The organism is Pseudomonas sp. Arb-4-2C (assembly GCF_055755015.1).
The window spans coordinates 4523236-4538019 of the sequence record NZ_CM146899.1 but is presented as its reverse complement, the minus strand read 5'-3'; the positions used below and the strand labels follow the sequence as shown (position 1 = coordinate 4538019).

Here is a 14784-nt window from a genome sequence, read left to right as displayed (position 1 = left end):
AGCCCCAGCCCTCAACGCACGATCTTGTCGACGTGGATCCCGAGCTTCTTCAGGCGATACCAGAAGCTGCGCTCGGAGATCCCGATCAACTGCGCAGCGGCGGCCTGGACTCCGTTGCTCTGTTGCAGGGCCGCGAGAATATAGGCTTTCTCGACTTCGGCCAGCGCCGCGTCCAGATCCGCCGGCACACCGTTGATTTCGCTCAGCGGGCCACTGCTGTCAGAGGCTTGTGCGGCGAACAGGTACGCCGGCAGATCCTGCTCTTCGATGATGTTGGCGGACGCGACGATGGTCGCGCGCTCCACGCAGTTCTGCAGTTCGCGAATGTTCCCCGGCCATGAATAACGGGTCATGGCCTGCAAGGCTTGCGCGCTGAAACCGCTGATGCGCTTGCCGGCGGCGGCGCCCAGCGTGAGGGCGAAATGCCGGGCCAGCGGCGCGATGTCCTCGACCCGTTCGCGCAGCGCCGGCAGGGGAATGGGAAAGACGTTGAGGCGATAGTAGAGGTCCTCGCGAAACTCCTTGTTGGCCACCGCTTGCAGCAGGTCTTTATTGGTGGCGGCAATCACCCGCACATCGACTTTGCGTTCCTTGGTATCGCCCACCGGCTCGATCACCCGTTCCTGCAGGGCACGGAGGATTTTCGCCTGCAGCGCCAGCGGCATTTCGCCGATCTCATCAAGAAACAGCGTGCCTTTGTCGGCCTGCTGAAAACGCCCGATGCGATCAGCCACGGCGCCGGTGAACGCGCCTTTGCGGTGGCCGAACATCTCGCTTTCGAGCAGCCCCTCGGGAATCGCCGCGCAGTTCACTGCAACGAACGGTTTGTCGGCGCGATTGCCATGTTTGTGGATGGCCCGGGCGACCATTTCCTTGCCGGTGCCGCTTTCGCCGCTGAGCAGCACGGTCGCAGTGCTCTCACGCACCGAGTCCACCGCTTGCAGCACGCTGCGGAAACTCGGGCTGTCGCCGATCAGGCTGTCGATCTGCTGATGTTCGTCGAGTTCGGCGCGCATGCGCTGGTTGTCTTTGAGGATGTCGCGAAACTGCAGGGCCTTGCTGACGGTGATGTCCAGTTCGTCGATGTCGAACGGCTTGGCGATGTAGTCGAACGCGCCGTTGCGCATCGATTCCACGGCATTTTTCACCGTGCTGTAGGCGGTCATGACAATCACCGGCATCTGTGGATAGCGGGTTTTCACTTCCGCCAGCAATTGCGGGCCCCCCATGCCGGGCATGCGCCAGTCGCTGATGAGCAGGTCGATGTCTTCGCTCTCCAGCACCTTGAGCGCATGCAGGCCATTGCCGGCGGTGAACACGCTGATGCCGTTCTGACCGAGGGCCGAGGCCAGCAGGTCACAGAGTTTCGGTTCGTCGTCCACCACCAGAATGTTATGCGTCATCGTCGGTCTCGTCGAAATCCTCGCCATTGGCCGGAATGTACAGGCTGAAGGTGGCGCCGGCATCTTTTTCGCTGACGCACTCGACGCGCCCGTTGTGGTTTTCCATGACCGAAAACACTTTCGCCAGCCCCAGGCCGGTGCCCGAAGCCTTGGTGGTGACGAACGGGGTGAAGATCCGTTCGAGCATGTCGGCCTCAATCCCCTGGCCGGTGTCCGCAACGCTGATGATGGTGTATTTGGCATCGCTGGCGATGCTCAGGGTCAGGCGCCCGCCATCGGGCATCGCGTCGATGGCGTTGACGATCAGGTTCAGGCCGGCCTGTTTCAGCTGCTTGGCGTCGGCGTAGAGCGTGGCGCCGGGTGCCTGATCGTCGATGTGCAGGTCGATGTTGTGGCTAGCCAGTTCCGGCTCGCAGAACCCGGCCAGTTCATCCACCAGTGCACGGGCTGACTGGGTGGCACGGATCGGCGCGCTGGGTTTGGCGAAGTCGAGGAACTCGGTGATCAGGTCGTTGATCCGGCTGACTTCCTTGACCACGTATTCGAGATGACGCTTGTCGGTTTCCGGCAGGTCAGCACGTCGATGCAGCAGTTGCGTGGCGGTCTTGATGATGCCCAGCGGGTTGCGGATTTCATGGGCCAGGCCCATGGCGACTTCACCCAGTGCATGCAGGCGATCGCGGCGGCGCAGTTGCGACTCCAGATGCTGCAACTCTTCCAGACGCTCGCTCATGTGGTTGAAAGTGCTGCTCAGTTCTGCCAGTTCGTCGCCGCCATTCACGCGCAGGCGCTGATGGTAATCGCCTGCGATCACTGCTTGTACGCCTCTGGCCAGCCCACGCAACGGTTTGGTCAGACGCTGCGAGACCAGCCAGCCGACCGCCAGTGACGCCGCCGAGCTGAGCAGGAAAATCAGGATGAACAGGTTGCTCTGGTTGACCAGGCCGACGAGGCTGGTGTGGCGCAGCAGACCGCTGAAGATCACCCCTTGCAGCTGGCCGTTTTCGTTGAAGATCGGGCGGTAGATACCGCTGTAGTTATTGGTGAATTGTTCGAACGGGCCTTTGGTTTCGCGCAGGGTCTGCTCGATTTTCTTCGGCACTTGCGAGGGGTGATCCTGGAAGCGCTGGGTCGAGAAAATCTCCGAAAAGTCATCGCCCTTGGCCAGGTACAGACGCAGGTCCAGCGAGTGCACATCGGCCACGCTGGTCAGAAAACTGTTGTCCAGATAAGTGCCGATGATCAGCTTGTAGTCGACCCCGCCCTGGTCGGTTTCGAAGGTTGAAATCACCGTGCCGGTGGCCACGCCGGCGACTTGCAGGGTCTGCAGTACGGCCTTGGGCGCGGTGCTGATCTGACTGACGATGTTGTCGTCGGCGGTACTGAACACCACTTTGTTATCGCTGTTGCGGATCAGCGTCACCACATCGATGCCCATGGAGTCGGCGATGTCGGCGGTCAGTTTGTCGTGCCTGGCGGACTGGCGATCGGAGGGCGGGCGAGTGTGGCGCATGAACAACTTCGCGGCGCGGGCGTTTTCGCGCAGGATTTCACTGATTTCGTCCTCGACGATCTTCGAGGATTCCTGCAGCCAGATACGCACGTTGCTGTCGAAGATCTGCGACAGCGTGGTGGCCGCCAGCTCCGCGGCGATCATGGTCGGAATCACGCTCACCAGCCAGAACGCGAGCACCAGTTTGCGTTGCAGGCTCCAGCCTGAGAGGGCGAAAGGTCGGGGCGTGGCGCGTCGGTCATTGATCATTGGATTTCGCTTATTGCAGCAGCCATGGCAGGGTCGGAGCGATCCGGTCGAACAAACATTTTCACCAGTCTCAACAGTCGGTCGACCAATGGATTGCGGTGGCGGAAGAACACCGTGTTACCGACAAACGAGCAACCCAGGCGCAGCTTACTGGCATAGCCGGCCTGTCCGCATGCGTAGATCGCCAGTTTGTGTTCAATACAGTAGTCGACATTGAACAGCCAGCTACGGGTGTACAGGTTGTACTGGCGCGTGCGGGCCAGATCGTGGGCAAAGAACTTGTCGACCATCCGACGCCCGTCGAGCAGCACCAGATTGAACGCCACCAGTTCGTCACCGACCCAGTAGAGCACGCACGCTGCCCGCTCATCGAGGTGATTGAGCACTTCGCGAAAGTACGCCGCTGGCAGGCATTCGAAGGCCAGGTCACTACGTGCGAGTGTGGCTTCGTAGAGTTCCATCATCCGTGGCAGCAAGTCGTGCACCGAACGTCGCCATTCGATGCGCGGGCCGTGGTTGCGCAAGGTTCGGCGCAGGTCCTTGCGCGTGGATTTACCCAGGCTGCCCAGGTACGCATCCACCGAGGCGAAACTGATCGGCAACTCGGCGCCGGGCAGGCCCGGCATGCTTTGCAAACCGGCCTGGCGGCACACCTTGAGCCACTGGGGATCGCGATGCGAGGCATCCTTGACCGCGAACAGGCCGATGCCGAGCTGATCGGCGTCCTGTTTCGCCAGCGCCAGCAATTGCGCGAGGAACGAGGGGCGCTGAGCCTGATCAACGTGCGATGCCGTACCCACATGGCATTGCTCGGCTACTGGCGAGCCGAGGGCATACAGGCGAATGTCGAACAGCCCGGGCAGGCGCCGACGCAGCCATTGGCTGACGCGTTTGCCCGTGCCCTGCAGCGTGGTGTCCAGCGAGTAGGCGGTGGTGAACGCCACGGCCGCCGCGATCAGCCGGCCGTCTTCGTGCAGGGTCAGATACCGCCAGTGAAAACCGTCAATCCCCGCCCGTTCGACCGCGCGGTAGTAATCCCAGTCTTCCAGCTCATCGGCGAAGCAGTCATTCCAGTCAGAGCGATCGATTGCTTCGATGGTTGAAAAGGCTTGAGCGGTGATCACGTCGGTTCCTTGTGTCGGCGAGTCGCATTGATACGGACGGCGGCGACTGCTCAAGCCAGTTGCCGGGTTTCCAGCGGCGAGACTCCGGGATCAGCGAGCGGCGGCATCACGCCACGCTGGATGAAATCGGCGCTCAATTCCACGACACGGCGGTACTGCAAATCCACGGTGATCATGTGATAGCAGTCGTCGAGCAACACTTTGGTCACCGGCCCGCCGAGTTTGCGTTCGACGTAATCGGCATTCCAGCGGCTGGTGATGTCGTCCTCGATGGAATGCAGCACCAGCGCCGGCGTGGTGATCGACGGCATGCTTTTTTTCACCACGGCGTTGAGCCGGTGCAGTTCGCGCACCGTGACGCCTTCCATGGTGAGCAATCCGGCCTGGCTGCTTTGGCCTTCCTTCATCTGGCGTTCGACGATGGCGCGCAGGCGCTCGTTCTTGATGCCATAAGGCGGTTTTTCCTCGAAGCTGCACAAGTGCACGCCGAACGGGATTTTCATCAGCAACGGGGTAAGGAATGCCAGTTTGTTGATGCTCCAGCCGTCGTAACGCAGGGTCGTCGAGTACAGCAGCAAGCCCTCGATCTGCCCCGGGTGTTCGGCCGCCAGGTACATCGACAGCACCGCGCCCATGGACAAACCACCGACGTAGACCTTGCGGTGCTTGCGGCGCACGCCAACGAAGGTGTTGCGCGCGCTTTCGTACCAGTCGCGCCAGCCAGTGGCCTGCAGGTCGGCATTGCCGCCGCAGTGCCCCGCCAGGGTCGGCACGTAGACCGTGTGCCCGGCTTTCGCCAGGCCCACGGCCACCCGACGCAGTTCCGTCGGGGTGCCGGTGAGGCCGTGGATCAACAACACCGCGACCTCGCCACTGCCGAGAACGAAACCGGCGTTGCCTTCGCCCATGTCGATCTCAGAGTCGATCATCGTTTCATCGCCCGATGCAGGAGGCGATCGAGCAGGGCCAGGCCCAGATCGATTTCCGGGTAGCTGATTTCCAGCGACGGCGCGAGGGTGATGACGTTCTTGTAGTAGCCACCCACATCGAGGATCAGGCCCAGACGGCGGCCGTCGATTTCGATGTCGCCCTTCATGCCTTCCTCGACCATGAAGTCGAGCGTGGCCTTGTCCGGAGTGAAACCGTCTTCGGTGCAGATCTCGCAGCGCAGCGCCAGGCCCAGACCGTCGACATCGCCAATGATCGGGTAGCGTTTTTTCAGGTCCTGCAGGCCGTCGAGGAAGTATTTGCCCTTGGCCATGACCATTGCGCCGTAATCGACTTCGCTGGTCATCTTGAACATTTCCAGGCCCACCGCCGTGCCCAACGGGTTGGAGGCGAAAGTGGAGTGGGTCGAGCCTGGCGGGAACACTTTCGGGTTGATCAGCTCTTCGCGGGCCCAGATGCCGCCCAGCGGGTTGAGGCCGTTGGTCAGTGCTTTGCCGAAGACGATCACGTCGGGTTTGACGTCGAAGTGCTCGATCGACCACAGCTTGCCGGTGCGATAGAAACCCATCTGGATTTCATCAACGACCATCAGGATGCCGTGCTGGTCGAGCACGTGCTTGAGTTCGCTGTAGAAGTTCATCGGGGGAATCACGTAGCCGCCGGTGCCCTGGATCGGCTCGACGTAGAAGGCTGCGTATTCGCTCTGGCCGACTTTCGGGTCCCAGACGCCGTTGTATTCGGTCTCGAACAACCGTGCGAATTGCTGCACGCAGTGGCTGCCGTACTCTTCTTTGGTCATGCCTTTCGGGCCGCGGAAGTGATATGGGAACGGGATGAACTGTGCACGCTCGCCGAAGTGGCCGTAGCGGCGGCGATAGCGGTAGCTGGAGGTGATCGACGAAGCACCGAGGGTGCGCCCGTGGTAGCCGCCCTCAAAGGCGAACATCAGGCTCTTGCCGTTGGTGGCGTTGCGCACGACTTTCAGCGAGTCCTCGATCGACTGCGAGCCGCCGACGTTGAAGTGCACGCGGCCGTCGAGACCGAACTTGTTCTTGGCATCGACCGCGATCATTTCCGACAGCTCGATCTTGCCCTTGTGCAGGTACTGGCTGGCAATCTGCGGCAGGGTGTCGATCTGTTGTTTCAGCGCGTTGTTCAGGCGCGGGTTGGCGTAACCGAAGTTGACTGCCGAGTACCACATCTGCAGATCGAGGTAGGCCTGATCTTCGGTGTCCCAGACGTAGGAGCCCTCGCAGCGGCTGAAGATGCGCGGCGGTTCGATGTAGTGAACGGTGTCGCCGTAGGAGCAGTATTTGGCTTCTTTTTCCAGAAGGACCTGGTCTTCGGCTGTCGCAATGCGGATATCAGACATGGTGCAGGGTTTCCTGTGCTTCAGAAGTGGATTCGGTGCTGAAAGAAACGGCGTTGGCAGCCGGGGCCAGAGGCAGGCGGGCCAGCAGTTGGGGCAGTTCGGCGAAGCTGTCGAAGCGCGCGTAGGCAATGCCGTTGCGCTCGCAGTGCTCGGCCAGGCGATCCTTGGCGAATACGAAGTCGGCGGTGGAGGCCACGCACATGTCGGATTGGCCGTCACCGATCACCAGCACGCGTTTGCTGCTGGGGGTGGACTTGCATTTGCAGTTGCCGGACGCGGCGCGGCAGGCGTCGCTGGCATAAGGGAAGTCGATGCGCCACTTGTCGTGGTCGATCTGCCGCAGGCGGTTGGCGAGGATCGGCAGCAGGGTCACGTAGTTGCGCGCGAGGATCCGTGCGATGCCTTGCTCGATGCCGTCGCTGACCACTTCCAGCGAAGCGCCGAGGCCGATCACGTGGTCGACGAAATCAGGGAAGTCGGGATCGATCTCGATGCTGTCGAAAAATTCGAGCAATTGCGCAGGCGTGGCCTTGATCAGCGCCAACTGACGGCTGAGGCATTCACGGGAACCGATCCTGCCCTCCAGCCATTCGTTTTCGATGGCTTCCCAGCTCGGGTCAGCGAAGCGTTCAAGGATGCTGTCGATCACATCGGTACGGGTGATGGTCCCGTCGAAATCACACACGATATGCCAGTCAATCATCTGCAGTACCTGTAGGGTCGAGGCAGTTGTCAGGGTGCGCGGTCTGCGCCTGGCAAGGGTGGGAGCAGGGACTGTGCCAATTGGCCAAAGCCCCGTGCTGGCGGGGGCGATGCGCGGTTTTCGTAAAGTGGAGCTACAATTTTTGTAGCTTGCTACAAACAACATGAGTGCTTGCGCCAAGGGCTCTATCCGGGGATTGATGCGCGCAAGTTCAGAAAAGGAATGACCTCATGCAGAGGAAGACACTGGCGTTATTGAGCGCACTGGCCTGCTTTTCCGGGGCCGCACTGGCGGATGGCATTACAGGTGAAGCAGGAATCGGGGTGGGATATCAACCCCATGATCCGACCGGCAGCCGTTATGAAACCCGGCCGATCCCGTATCTGGATCTGGACTGGGGCGATGTCAGCCTCGGGACTGACGATGGCCTGACCTGGAGTGCCTTGAAAACCAATGGTTTCAGTGCCGGGCCGTATCTGAATTACTTGTCCGGGCGCACCGCCAACGGCGAGTTGCGCGGCCTGCGTGATGTGCCCGACATGGCCGAGGCTGGCGGCTTCGTGCAATACGCTCCGGCCGATTTCTGGCGCGTATTCGCCTTCGTTGGCCAGGCCGTCGGCGGTGGCAGCGGGCAGGGCGGCGTGTTTGGCAAAGTGGGCGGTGAAATTGGCTATCCACTGGGCGGCGGGGTGATCGGCAGCAGCAACCTGACCGCGCATTTTGCCGATGCGCAGGGCACCCAGACCTTCTTTGGTGTCAGTGATCGCGAGGCGCAGGCCTCGGGCATCCGCGCGTACAACGCCGGCGGCGGTTTGCAGAACGTGGCGCTGACCCAGAGCTTCGAATTTCCCCTGGCGCCACACTGGTCGCTGGTCACCAGCGCGAGCTGGATTCACCTGACCCGTTCGGCGGCGGACAGCAGCATCGTCAAAGCGGTGGGCGATACCAATCAGGGCGAAGTGCAGGCGGCCATCGCCTACAAGTTCGACTGATTACGCGCGCGGGCGAATTGGTCTGCGGTTTGCAGACAGCCATGTCGAATCCATTCCTTCAGGATGTTCTTCATGGCTCGCCCTGCTTACCGTCTGCTGGCTCATTCGTTGTGGGACTTGATCCCCATCACTTTGGGCCTGGCCCATTTCGCTTTCGTCCTGTGGCTGGTTGCGGCCTTTCACGACCTGTCCTGGTGGGCGTTTGTGCCGCTGGCGCTGGGCTATGCGATCAGCCTGTCGTGGAGCATCAACAGCATTTCCCACAACCAGATCCACAACGCCTATTTCACTGCGGGGTGGATGAACCGGGCGTTCGACCTGCTGTTGTCGCTGACCATCGGTTTTTCGCAAACCCTCTATCGCGATATCCACAACCGGCACCATCGGGGCAACTCGGATCGGCCGGGGGCGGATGGCAAGACCATTGATCCGCTGTCGATTTATCTGCGCGGCAAGAACGGTCAGCCGGAGAATCCCTGGTCTTACACCTTTCTGAGTTTTTTTCGCGACGATCCCAAACCGATCTACGCCCAAATGCGCCGCAAACGCCCGAAGGACGCGCGCTGGGTTCAGGTCGAAATCTATATGACGGTGGCGTTTTATCTGCTGCTGGCGGTGTACGACTGGCAAGCGGTGCTGGTGCTGCTGCCGTTCTGGTATCTGGGCCAGGCGCTGTCGTCGCTCAATGGCTATTACGAGCATTTTGGCGGCAACCCGGACTTGCCGATCGCCTGGGGCGTGAGTGCCTACAGTCCGTTGTATAACCTGTTGTGGATGAACAACGGCTATCACGCCGAGCACCACTACCGGCCGAAAATGCACTGGACGCAGGTCAAGGCTTATCACCGGCAGATTGCGCGGCAGCAGCAGGAGGCGGGAGTGAAAGATATTGCGCTGGCGCACGGATTGGGTTTTCTGCTGGATCACCGCAAGGAGTGATCCCGCCGGTAAACCGCTCTCGCCGGGAGCGGTTTACCGGTCATTGCGTTTAGTGCTCTTCGCCTTCGGCAAGCAGGGCAATCCCACCCATGATCACGGCTACGCCAACCCAGTGCAGCAGGCTGATCTGCTCGCCCAGCCCCAGCCACGACCCCAGCAGCACACCGACAAATACCAGCGAGCTCAAGGGGAACGCCAGTGACAGGCTGCTGCGTCGCAGGATCAGCATCCAGACGAAAAACGCGCCGATGTAGCAGGCAATCGCCACCCACACGCCGGGCGTCATGACGATGCCTTGCAGCCATTGCAGGGTGAAGTCGACCTGGCCCAACTGATCGCCGCCGACCTTGCTTGCGATCTGCCCGCCACTTTCCAGAATAATCAGCAGCGCCCAAAGCACAACGGTGCCCAGGCGCCCGTGCAGCCAATGCATCGCGTCGTTCCTTTGCAGTTCCAGGCGAACTTCAGACATGGCCGGCACACACGAGCATGACGCCCGCCGTAATCACCAGAGTGCCCATCCAGCGCCGCCGGCTGACGGTTTCACCGAGCACCAGTTTGCCTGCCAGCACCACACCGCAATAAGCCAGTGCCGCTGCCGGAAACAGCAGGCTCAGCGGTGCCCGCGACAGGGCTGCGAGCCAGACGAAAAACTCCACGGCGTAAGCACCGATCCCGGCCCACAGCAGCGGCGCGTTGAACACCTGCCCCCAGAAAAGCTGAAGGCGAAAACCACCTTCCAGCTCCGGTATCCGGTCCAGGCCCAGTTTGAAACAGAGCTGGCCAACCACGTCCAGAACGATGGACAGGGCCACCAGCACAATCACGGTGAACGTCATGGAAACAACTCCTCGAACAGCTCGATCAAGGCTTGATTGGTCGCCGAATTGCGCAGGATATCGGCGTCGCTCCAGCGCTCGGCCGGTGGCTGGTCGGTCTTCGCCTCCCAGCGTTTGAGCAGGTTGCTGAAGGCCGGTCGGGCGTACTCGCCGCAGATGTCGATGCCGATGATGCGCTTGCTCGCCGCCAGAGCGCGCAGGGCCTGGAGCATATGGCTCAAGCGCATGCCGCCCTGATCCCAATTGGTCGCGGCGTCTTCGCTGGCGAGCACGTCTTTGTCGATGGTGATCCACACCGCATCGGTCGGCAGGCTGGCAATCATGTTGTCGAGGAACAGGGGCCAGTCCACTTGCGACAGGTTGTGCCAGTGCAGCATGTTTTCCTGCTGTGCATGCCCGGCGCCGTCACCGATGCGTCCCCAGACTTTGGAGGGCGCGTGCTGCCACGGAAACAGTTGCAGAACCCCACGTCTGAGGGCCGCGAGGTTAGCGCCCTTCAACTGCGGGTTTTGCAGGTCATCGCTGCACGGCCCCAGGGTCACGATGCGGCGGATGTTCGGCAGTTTCAGCGCCTGATTGACCCATGAACCGCAATGCCGGCGCGGCGCGAAACGCACCCAGTCGGGGTGGTTGTCGAAGTGGATCAGGCTGACCGGCTCGGGCAGGTCGGTGAGAAACGCCGGGGTCAGGTGATGATAATCACCGGAGCCGACGAAGAAGATTTCCGGCGTCGGGCCGCTGTGCCGCGGTCGTTGCTGCAAGCGTTCGGCAAAACGCCGCCAGGTGCGTTCGCTGGACCAGAGCCTGAGTTTCGGGCCGAGGTCGAGCAGGTCCAGGCGTTTGGCACGGCCACTGTCGAGCAGTCGCGCAATGGGCGCCTGGGCAGTCAGGCTGTGGTCGAGATCTAAAATGTTCAAGGTCGCTATTCACCCTTGGCAGACCCTGCCAGACACCGGCCTCATCGATCATGAGCGCCAGCCGGGCAGGGCTTTGGGGGTAAATGCAAGGGACGGGCCAGCCGCTGCCTCAGGCGTGCAGGCGTACCCAGACCGAGACCAGCACGGTTGCCGCGATCAACCAAGCGACAACCGCCACCGCGAGTGAGGCCTCCAGCCGCATCCGGTCAACCATCACGTACAGCGTCGCCAGATAGATGAAGTACGGAATGATCGACCACATGCCAAACACGATGGTCGCCTTCAGATCGTCGATCGAGCGGCCCTTGCCGACGATGTAGTGGGCGATCAGGGCAAAGGTCGGAAACAGCGGCACCAGCCCGGCGATGTAATAGTTTCGGGTTTTCGACAGCGCGGCGAGAATCACCACCACTGCCGCGCCAAGGGCGGCTTTGAGAATCAGATCCATCAGTGGCTCAACCCGTACTTTTTCACTTTGTCGAACAGCGTGGTCTTGGCCATGCCCAGTTCCAGGCTGGCCTGGGTCAGGTTGCCGCCGCTGCGCTGCAGGGCGTCGTTGAGCAGATTGCGCTCAAACGCTTCCACCGCTTCGGCGAACGCCAGGCCCTGGCCGCCACTGCTGGCGCCGGATTTCTTGAACGCTGGCAGGCCAAGGGCGAAGCGCTCGGCGACGTTGCGCAGTTCACGCACGTTGCCCGGCCAATCGTGGCTCATCAGGTTCGACAGGGTCTGGTTGTCCAGATCCGGCAACACCCGGTCGAAACGCAGCGCCGACTGCTGGGTAAAGTGTTCGAACAGCTGCAGGATGTCTTCGCGACGCTCGCGCAGTGGCGGCAATTCCAGGGTTACCACGTTGAGGCGGTAGTACAAGTCGCTACGGAACTCACCGGCCTTGCTCGCCTCGTCGAGGTCGGACTTGGTCGCTGCAATCACTCGGCAATCCACCGCCACGCTCTGGTTCGAACCGAGGCGTTCGAGGGTGCGTTCCTGCAAGACGCGCAGCAATTTGATCTGCAACGGCAGCGGCATGCTTTCCACTTCGTCGAGGAACAGCGTGCCGCCGTCGGCGTGTTCGATCTTGCCGATGCGCCGCTTGCCAGCGCCAGTGAAGGCGTTGGCCTCGTGGCCGAAGATCTCGCTTTCGAACAGGTTTTCCGGCAGGCCGCCGCAGTTCAGCGCGACGAACTGCTTGGTGTGGCGGCGGCTGAAGTCGTGCAGGCAACGCGCGACCAGTTCCTTGCCGGTGCCGGTTTCGCCTTCGATCAGCACGTTGGCCGAGGTGTCGGCGACGTTGGCGATCAGTTCGCGCAGGTTCTGCATCGCTGGCGAACGGCCGATGATGCGGCCCTCAAGAGAATCGCGTTCGGCCAGTTGTCGCCGCAGCGAGGAGACTTCCCGGGCGAGGCTGCGTTGCTCCAGCGCACGCCGGGCGACGTCCACCAGACGCTCAGGCGAGAAGGGTTTTTCCATGAAGTCGTACGCGCCTTTCTGCATCGCGCCGACGGCCATGGAGATGTCGCCGTGGCCGGTGATCAACACCACCGGCAGGCTGCGGTCGCGTTGCTTGAGGCGGGTCAGCAGTTCCAGGCCATCGATGCCGGGCAGACGGATGTCGCTGATGACAATGCCGGCGAAGTTGTCGCCGACCCGCTCCAGCGCTTCTTCGGCACTGCCGACGCCGATGCAGGGGATGTCTTCCAGGGTCAGTGCCTGCTGACAGCCGAGCAGCACATGGGGGTCGTCTTCGACGATCAGCACACTAAGGTCGTGGTTCATATTGGCTCGGCAGGAATAGGGCTTACCAACGGTAAACTGAGGACGAAGGTGGTGCCACCGCTGGCCGGGTGTTCGACACCCAGGTGGCCGCCGGTGGCGGCAGCGAGGCTGGCGGAGAGGGTCAGGCCGAGGCCCAGACCCTGTTCGCCGGGTTTGGTGGTGAAGAACGGTTCGAACAGGTGCTTGCGCGCTTCGGCATCGACGCCGTGGCCGTTGTCACGCACTCGCAGGCGATATTTGCCGTTGAACTCTTCACCTTCCAGCCACAACTGCGGCGAGGGTTGCGCCTGCATGGCGTCGAGGGCGTTGCCGATCAGGTTGACCAGAATCTGCTCTAGGCGAGTCTGGTCGATCTGCACCTGCACGTCGATGAACTGCCGGTGCAACTGCAGCGCCATGCTGTCCACCCGCGCCCCGAGCAATTGCAGCGCCGCCTCCACCGCTTTGCCGAGACTGGCCTGGCCCTTGTCGTCACCGCGCCGGGCGAACGAGCGCAGGCTGGCGGTGATCCGGCCCATGCGGTCGATCAGGTCGTTGATGGTCTTGAGGTTGGTGCTGGCGATGTCGAGCTGACCGCGTTCGAGGAAACGAATGGTGTTGCCCGACAGCGTGCGCATCGCCGCCAGCGGCTGGTTCAATTCATGGGCAATGCTGGTCGACATCTGGCCGATCGCCGCGAGTTTGCCGGCCTGCACCAGTTCATCCTGGGCGCGGCGCAGGGTTTCCTCGGCCTGGCGCCGCTCGCGAATCTGACTCTTGAGGCGTTCGTTGCTGGCGCGCAGGTCGGTGGTGCGTTCGGTAATCCGACGCTCCAGTTGATTGTTGGCTTCCTGCAGGGCTTCGCGGGCGGCGAGGCGGGTGGCGATGACCTTGCGCCGCTCGTTCCAGGCGATCAGCAGGAACGCCACCAGGGCGAAGGCGACCGACACCAGAATGCCTTGGTTGATCGCCTCGCGCCGCAAGTCCTGCAACGGCGTGAGCAGGGTGAAATTCCACGGTGTGTCACTCAGCGGCCGGGTCTGCGCCAGATAGCTGATGCTGTCGTCGTCGGCGCTCAGTTCGCTGTTGGCGGGGAAGGTCAGTTTCTCCACGCCTTCGGCCAGGGTCTCGCGGGCCAGCGGTTGCAGTTCGTTGAGCGGGAACCAGTAGTACTGCAGGCTGCGGGCGAGTTTTTCCTTGGTCTCGTCGCTCAGCGGCACGACGGATTTGAGGCGCCGCGCCGGATCACTGGAAAGAATGATGATGCCGTTCTCGTCGCTGACGAAGGCTTCCAGGCGCGCCCGTTGCCAGCGCTCCTCCAGCGCTTCGAGACGCACCTTGACCACGGCGACGCCGATGATCTTGCCGTGTTCTTCCAGGCCATGGGCCAGGTAGTAACCGGGTTCGCCGCTGGTGCTGCCGATCCCGTAGAAACGCCCGGGTTCGCCGCGCACGGCTTTCTGGAAATAGGCGCGAAAGGACAGGTCTTCACCCAGATAACTGTCGACGTCGCGCCAGTTGCTGGTGGCCATCACGCGGCCGGTGGTGTCCATCACGTAGATCGCCCGACTGCGGCTGCGCCGGTTCAGGCCTTCGAGGTAAGCGTTGACTGTTTGCCGGTGTTCCGGGGTCGGGTCGGCCAGCAGTTGCGGGACACTGGTTTCCAGTTCCAGCAGGCTGGGCAGGTAGGTGTATTTGCTGATCTCGCTTTCGACCGTGCGCGCATGCAGTTCCAGCTGGCGCTGGCCGCTTTCGCTGAGGCTGCGGATGCCGAAGTGTTCACTGGTCCAGAAGCCGGCGTAACCCAGTCCGATCATCAGCACGATGATCAGTGGCGGCAAGAACAGATGGCGAATCAGACGGGGCTTCACGGCAAGTGATGGCGGCGCTGCGCGATAGAGATTGGGGTCGCATTTCATCACAGTTGCCTTGGGTCAACCACAACACAAATCTCAGGATCATCATTGATCCAATGCGGGAACGGGCTTGCTCGCGAAAGCGCTGGATCAGTCAACGCAGTTGAAAGTGCC

At 61.8% G+C, this 14784-nt stretch carries 14 protein-coding genes; 2 read left to right on the top strand and 12 right to left on the bottom strand.

All coding sequences use genetic code 11. The features are described 5' to 3' along the window. Positions 1–11: 11 nt before the first annotated feature. Genes AC0J41_RS20540 through AC0J41_RS20515 form a run of 6 tightly spaced genes read right to left on the bottom strand, consistent with a single transcriptional unit; the run spans position 12 to position 7312 of the window. Positions 12–1403 carry a sigma-54-dependent transcriptional regulator gene (locus tag AC0J41_RS20540; RefSeq protein ID WP_025112406.1) on the bottom strand — a complete coding sequence of 464 codons (1392 nt, stop codon included), beginning with the start codon at positions 1401–1403 and terminating at the stop codon, positions 12–14. Further along, positions 1393–3165, bottom strand: a complete 1773-nt coding sequence (locus tag AC0J41_RS20535) for a sensor histidine kinase (RefSeq protein ID WP_473013459.1) — start codon at positions 3163–3165, stop codon at positions 1393–1395. The genes AC0J41_RS20540 and AC0J41_RS20535 overlap by 11 nt, the downstream gene beginning before the upstream one ends. Next, positions 3162–4289: a GNAT family N-acetyltransferase gene (locus AC0J41_RS20530; protein WP_025112404.1), complete on the bottom strand. Its 1128-nt coding sequence runs from the start codon at positions 4287–4289 to the stop codon at positions 3162–3164. Before AC0J41_RS20530 ends, AC0J41_RS20535 begins: the two co-directional genes overlap by 4 nt. A gap of 50 nt (positions 4290–4339) precedes the next feature. Continuing rightward, entirely contained in the window at positions 4340–5218 is an 879-nt protein-coding gene (locus tag AC0J41_RS20525; RefSeq protein WP_025112403.1) for an alpha/beta hydrolase, read from the bottom strand. After that, positions 5215–6609 (bottom strand): aspartate aminotransferase family protein, encoded by a 1395-nt coding sequence (locus tag AC0J41_RS20520; protein ID WP_025112402.1) that lies wholly within the window; start codon positions 6607–6609, stop codon positions 5215–5217. The genes AC0J41_RS20525 and AC0J41_RS20520 overlap by 4 nt, the downstream gene beginning before the upstream one ends. Continuing rightward, complete coding sequence (locus AC0J41_RS20515) at positions 6602–7312, bottom strand: HAD-IB family phosphatase (protein ID WP_025112401.1); 711 nt, start codon at positions 7310–7312, stop codon at positions 6602–6604. Before AC0J41_RS20515 ends, AC0J41_RS20520 begins: the two co-directional genes overlap by 8 nt. A gap of 230 nt (positions 7313–7542) precedes the next feature. Between AC0J41_RS20515 and AC0J41_RS20510 the strand changes: the two genes are divergently transcribed. Together AC0J41_RS20510 and AC0J41_RS20505 are read left to right on the top strand one after the other, a co-directional pair. Then, on the top strand, positions 7543–8304 hold the full coding sequence (locus tag AC0J41_RS20510) for a MipA/OmpV family protein (protein WP_025112400.1): 762 nt from the start codon (positions 7543–7545) through the stop codon (positions 8302–8304). Between the two features lie 72 nt (positions 8305–8376). Further along, positions 8377–9243: a fatty acid desaturase family protein gene (locus tag AC0J41_RS20505; protein ID WP_473013458.1), complete on the top strand. Its 867-nt coding sequence runs from the start codon at positions 8377–8379 to the stop codon at positions 9241–9243. Between the two features lie 49 nt (positions 9244–9292). Here AC0J41_RS20505 and AC0J41_RS20500 read toward each other — a convergent pair whose 3' ends face one another. The 6 genes from AC0J41_RS20500 to aauS form a co-directional block, all read right to left on the bottom strand. Next, a complete protein-coding gene (locus tag AC0J41_RS20500; protein WP_473013457.1) occupies positions 9293–9715 on the bottom strand; it encodes a DMT family transporter in 423 nt (140 codons plus the stop codon). Then, positions 9708–10082 carry a DMT family transporter gene (locus tag AC0J41_RS20495; protein WP_025112397.1) on the bottom strand — a complete coding sequence of 125 codons (375 nt, stop codon included), beginning with the start codon at positions 10080–10082 and terminating at the stop codon, positions 9708–9710. Before AC0J41_RS20495 ends, AC0J41_RS20500 begins: the two co-directional genes overlap by 8 nt. Further along, positions 10079–10999: an arginase family protein gene (locus tag AC0J41_RS20490; protein ID WP_473013456.1), complete on the bottom strand. Its 921-nt coding sequence runs from the start codon at positions 10997–10999 to the stop codon at positions 10079–10081. Before AC0J41_RS20490 ends, AC0J41_RS20495 begins: the two co-directional genes overlap by 4 nt. 109 nt (positions 11000–11108) lie before the next feature. Further along, complete coding sequence (locus tag AC0J41_RS20485) at positions 11109–11438, bottom strand: GlpM family protein (protein WP_178082099.1); 330 nt, start codon at positions 11436–11438, stop codon at positions 11109–11111. Between the two features lie 8 nt (positions 11439–11446). Beyond that, positions 11447–12775, bottom strand: coding sequence for a two-component response regulator AauR (aauR, locus tag AC0J41_RS20480; RefSeq protein WP_025112394.1), 1329 nt, complete (start codon positions 12773–12775; stop codon positions 11447–11449). After that, the gene (aauS, locus tag AC0J41_RS20475; protein WP_473013455.1) at positions 12772–14673 is read right to left on the bottom strand and encodes a two-component sensor histidine kinase AauS; all 1902 of its coding nucleotides are present in this window, start codon (positions 14671–14673) and stop codon (positions 12772–12774) included. The genes aauR and aauS overlap by 4 nt, the downstream gene beginning before the upstream one ends. Positions 14674–14784 lie beyond the last annotated feature (111 nt).

Coding starts and splice junctions, on each gene's coding strand:
- AC0J41_RS20540 (WP_025112406.1), bottom strand. CDS start 1,403: ATGACGCATAACATTCTGGTGGTGGACGACGAACCGAAACTCTGTGAC.
- AC0J41_RS20525 (WP_025112403.1), bottom strand. CDS start 5,218: ATGATCGACTCTGAGATCGACATGGGCGAAGGCAACGCCGGTTTCGTT.
- AC0J41_RS20510 (WP_025112400.1), top strand. CDS start 7,543: ATGCAGAGGAAGACACTGGCGTTATTGAGCGCACTGGCCTGCTTTTCC.
- AC0J41_RS20500 (WP_473013457.1), bottom strand. CDS start 9,715: ATGTCTGAAGTTCGCCTGGAACTGCAAAGGAACGACGCGATGCATTGG.
- AC0J41_RS20495 (WP_025112397.1), bottom strand. CDS start 10,082: ATGACGTTCACCGTGATTGTGCTGGTGGCCCTGTCCATCGTTCTGGAC.
- AC0J41_RS20520 (WP_025112402.1), bottom strand. CDS start 6,609: ATGTCTGATATCCGCATTGCGACAGCCGAAGACCAGGTCCTTCTGGAA.
- AC0J41_RS20515 (WP_025112401.1), bottom strand. CDS start 7,312: ATGATTGACTGGCATATCGTGTGTGATTTCGACGGGACCATCACCCGT.
- AC0J41_RS20535 (WP_473013459.1), bottom strand. CDS start 3,165: ATGATCAATGACCGACGCGCCACGCCCCGACCTTTCGCCCTCTCAGGC.
- aauR (WP_025112394.1), bottom strand. CDS start 12,775: ATGAACCACGACCTTAGTGTGCTGATCGTCGAAGACGACCCCCATGTG.
- AC0J41_RS20505 (WP_473013458.1), top strand. CDS start 8,377: ATGGCTCGCCCTGCTTACCGTCTGCTGGCTCATTCGTTGTGGGACTTG.
- aauS (WP_473013455.1), bottom strand. CDS start 14,673: ATGAAATGCGACCCCAATCTCTATCGCGCAGCGCCGCCATCACTTGCC.